We start from the raw sequence: 3,489 nt of genomic DNA, 5'->3' as shown, positions 1-3,489 counted from the left end.
TTGATGCTTGTTGCCTTGTAGAACTGGTGGAATACCTCAGGGTTGAGTGCCTCACCGGCGATGCAGGCATATTTAAGTGAAGAGAGATCGTACTTGGAAAGGTCTTCCTTGATGAAGAAACGGTACATAGTCGGAGGTGCGCAAAATGATGTTACATTGTACTTCTTGAACATGGGAAGTATATCATCTGCGTGGAAACGCTCGAAGTCATATACGAATACAGCAGATTCGTTCATCCACTGACCGTAAAGCTTGCCCCAGAGAGCCTTGCCCCAGCCGGTATCAGAGATAGTGAAGTGCAGACCGTTCGGGTCAGCATTCTGCCAGTAGCGTGCAGTTACATAGTGACCGAGCGGGTACTGGTAGCTGTGGAGAACGAGTTTCGGATTTCCTGATGTACCGGAACTGAAGAAAATGAGCATAGGGTCAGTACCACAGGGCGTCTCGGCAGTGCGCTCAAAATGAGTGCTGTATGCCGAAAGCTCCTCGTTGAAATCGTGCCAGCCTTCTCGCTGTCCGTTTACGATGATCTTTGTCTTGAGTGAAGGAGAAACAGCACAAGCCTTATCAACTTCATCTGCAACCTCGCCATCAGAAGTACATACGATAGCAGATACTTCAGCCGAATTGAATCTGTATTCAAGGTCGTGTTCCTTGAGCATATTTGATGCGGGGATTACCAGCGCACCAATACGGTGGAGAGCGATGATCGAGAACCAGAACTGATAGTGACGTTTAAGGATAAGCATAACTCTGTCACCTTTTTTAATGCCCAGTGACTTGAAGTAGTTAGCAGTCTGGCAGGAATACTTCTTGATGTCTTTGAAAGTGAACTTTCTCTCATTATGATCAACGTCAACATAGATCATAGCAGTTTTGTCAGGACATTTTTCAGCCATTACATCAACGATATCATATGCAAAGTTAAACTTATCCTCATTTACGAATTGAACGCCGCTGAGAATTCCGTTCTCATCAGTCTCGCATTTGACAAACTTTTCTGAAACCGGATTAAGAAGACCTGCTTTATCGACATTTGTAAGATGATGTTCAGCAATATGCTCGCGGAATTCGGTCATTCCTGTTGTACCGCGCGGAGCCATAACGAAAGCGTAGATCTCACAGTCCTCACCACCGAGAGCGACTTCATCATGCGGCATGGAGCTGTCGTAATAGATACAGTCTCCCTCGTGGAGTATCTCTGTATGTGAACCAACTGTCATACGTACAGTACCCTTTAAAACGATATCCATTTCCTGTCCAGCGTGGCTTGCCATATGCAGAGGCTGTGAAAGAGCTTCTTCTGAATATGGGATAACAACATGAAATGGTTCAACGATCTTGTTTTTGAATTTTGATGCAAGGCGGTTGTAGGCAAAGCCCTTTCTGCGAACGATAGGCAAACCCTCGCCCTTACGGGTAACTGTATAGCCGCTGAGTTCAGGACTGCTTCCTTCCATGAGGTCGGTGATATCAACGTTAAAGGTATTAGCACATTTGTAGATGAACGTGAAACTGAAATCCTGTTCACCTGATTCGTATTTTTTGTAGTCTTCAACGGAGTATCCTGTATTTACAGCCATTTCTTCGACTGAAATACCAAGATCTTCACGCAGATTTGAAATACGCTCTGCGACCTCTCTGATTCTTACTTCTGCATTCTGCAATTCCGTCATTTTACTCATAATAATCTCTCCTTTTAAAATTTGATACTGGAAAATGAAACGGTCGCAGAAAAATACTGCCGCTGTCTTTACCGCGAAAAACAAAAAACTCGTCTCAAAGATAAATACTTTGAGACGAGTATCATAATCAGATTACCCGCGGTACCACTCAAATTGTGCCGCTATTGCGTAACACCACTTCAGACTCCAGCAAGTCCTATTCATTAACGCAGAATCACGGGAACGCTTACTGAAATCCTTTCAGCATTCCGGCTCAGAAGGGATACATAGCATTGCTTGACACCGACTCACACCGACCGTCGGCTCTCTGCAGACATTGGCAATCCTCTGCTTGTCTTCCTCATAGCTTATGTTCAGGATTATATCATACAAAAATCCATTTGTCAATACCTTTTTCGAAAAAATATTTTTTAATTATTGCGAGATTTTGTTTAATCAAAACACAAAAACTGCCGCTACGGAGTTGAATTTGTGCTCTGAACTATATTCTATGACTGAAATTTGATATTTTGTAAGTTTTTGAGACTTTTCAAACAGATATGATTTTATTATTTATAAATAATCCTGTGTATGGTATAATACATATATTTCCAAAAGCAAAATTATAAAGGTCATTTTCTTATATACTCAGAAGGTATAATATGTATTTTGATGAAATGAAACTCGGAATGAGCGTTGAGGTAGCCCCTGCGGTTATAGCCAAAGATAAAATGCTTGCATTTGCTAAAGAGTACGATGATTTGCCGATGCATACAGATGAGGAATATGCAAAGACAACTCACTTCGGTAAACTTATTGCTCCCGGTGTTATGTCATTCATGGCTGTCTGGGCAAAGTACCTTGAAGTAGATTTTTTTGGTAATGAACTGCTTGCAGGTAAATCAACCAAAATTGAATGGCACAAGCCCGTTTTCGCAGAAGATGTGCTGACAGGAAAAGCAACTATAACAAACCTCGTTAAGCGTAATGATAAAAATGGAATTGTAGCCGTATCCTTTGACGTTTATAATCAAAATGGTGAGCTTGTATTGACTGATGTGACAGAAGCAATTGTAAAATGCAGATTACAGTAAATGAGATGAATTGATGTATCTCAAAAATGTATGAATACTATTCCAAGTTAAGGAGCAACTTTCCAGCTTTTGTTTTATTCTATTATAACTGCTGACAACGCAGGACTTTTGTCGTATCAAATCCTCAGCGTAATACAGCCTTTTATGAATATTATTTTGATTGCCACACTATCCACAGTACAGGCTGCAATAAGCGAAAAGAAGTAATTCGGAAATATACGCAGATCGGCTATTTTACGCTGAATCTGGACGATGCTAAAGAATACCTTTACGCGAAGTCCACTAAGCGTAGGATACTAAGCTGGTGAGATATTCACGTTAATGTGTTTATCTGATTAAAAACAATGAGTCCTCACAGTTTCGGCTGTGAGGACTTTTTTGTATGTTTCGTTTTTTTTATGGAAAAGTGATAAAAGTTAGGCAGCCATTACGGCTGCCTTTACATATACTATTTCAGTTTATTGTAATCCTCGTCGGACACAGCCTCGCACCATTTCGTACTGCAATCCTCGCCTTGAATTTCGATTGCAAGATGTGCGAACCAGCTATCCTTAGCCGCACCATGCCAGTGCTTGACTTCGGCAGGGATATTGACAATATCGCCTGGATTTAGTTCTCTCGGCTCTTTTCCGTATTCCTGATACCAACCGCGGCCGCCAATACAGATAAGCATCTGTCCGCCGCCGCTTTTTGCGTGATGGATATGCCAGTTGTTTCGGCAGGCAGGCTCA

Annotated in this window: 3 protein-coding genes and 1 other annotated feature; of the genes, 1 reads left to right on the top strand and 2 read right to left on the bottom strand. The window is 41.8% G+C overall.

What is annotated here, in order from left to right; all coding sequences use genetic code 11:
• Nucleotides 1-1,685 (bottom strand): AMP-binding protein (locus J6U00_RS12640; RefSeq protein WP_296582387.1); only part of this gene is annotated, 1,685 nt, incomplete at its 3' end.
• 107 nt (nucleotides 1,686-1,792) lie between these two features.
• Nucleotides 1,793-2,038, bottom strand: a binding site (T-box leader).
• Nucleotides 2,039-2,326: 288 nt separating this feature from the next.
• On the opposite strand from J6U00_RS12640, the gene J6U00_RS12635 reads away from it, so the two are divergent.
• Nucleotides 2,327-2,758: a MaoC/PaaZ C-terminal domain-containing protein gene (locus J6U00_RS12635; RefSeq protein WP_296582386.1), complete on the top strand. Its 432-nt coding sequence runs from the start codon at nucleotides 2,327-2,329 to the stop codon at nucleotides 2,756-2,758.
• 448 nt (nucleotides 2,759-3,206) lie between these two features.
• Here J6U00_RS12635 and J6U00_RS12630 read toward each other — a convergent pair.
• A partial coding sequence (locus J6U00_RS12630; RefSeq protein ID WP_296582385.1) for a cupin domain-containing protein occupies nucleotides 3,207-3,489 on the bottom strand: 283 nt, incomplete at its 5' end.

This window comes from Ruminococcus sp., assembly GCF_017650195.1.
In the GTDB taxonomy this organism is placed as follows: Bacteria; Bacillota; Clostridia; order Oscillospirales; family Ruminococcaceae; genus Ruminococcus.
Note: the sequence above shows the minus strand (reverse complement) of the source record. Positions and strands in the feature narration are given on the sequence as shown.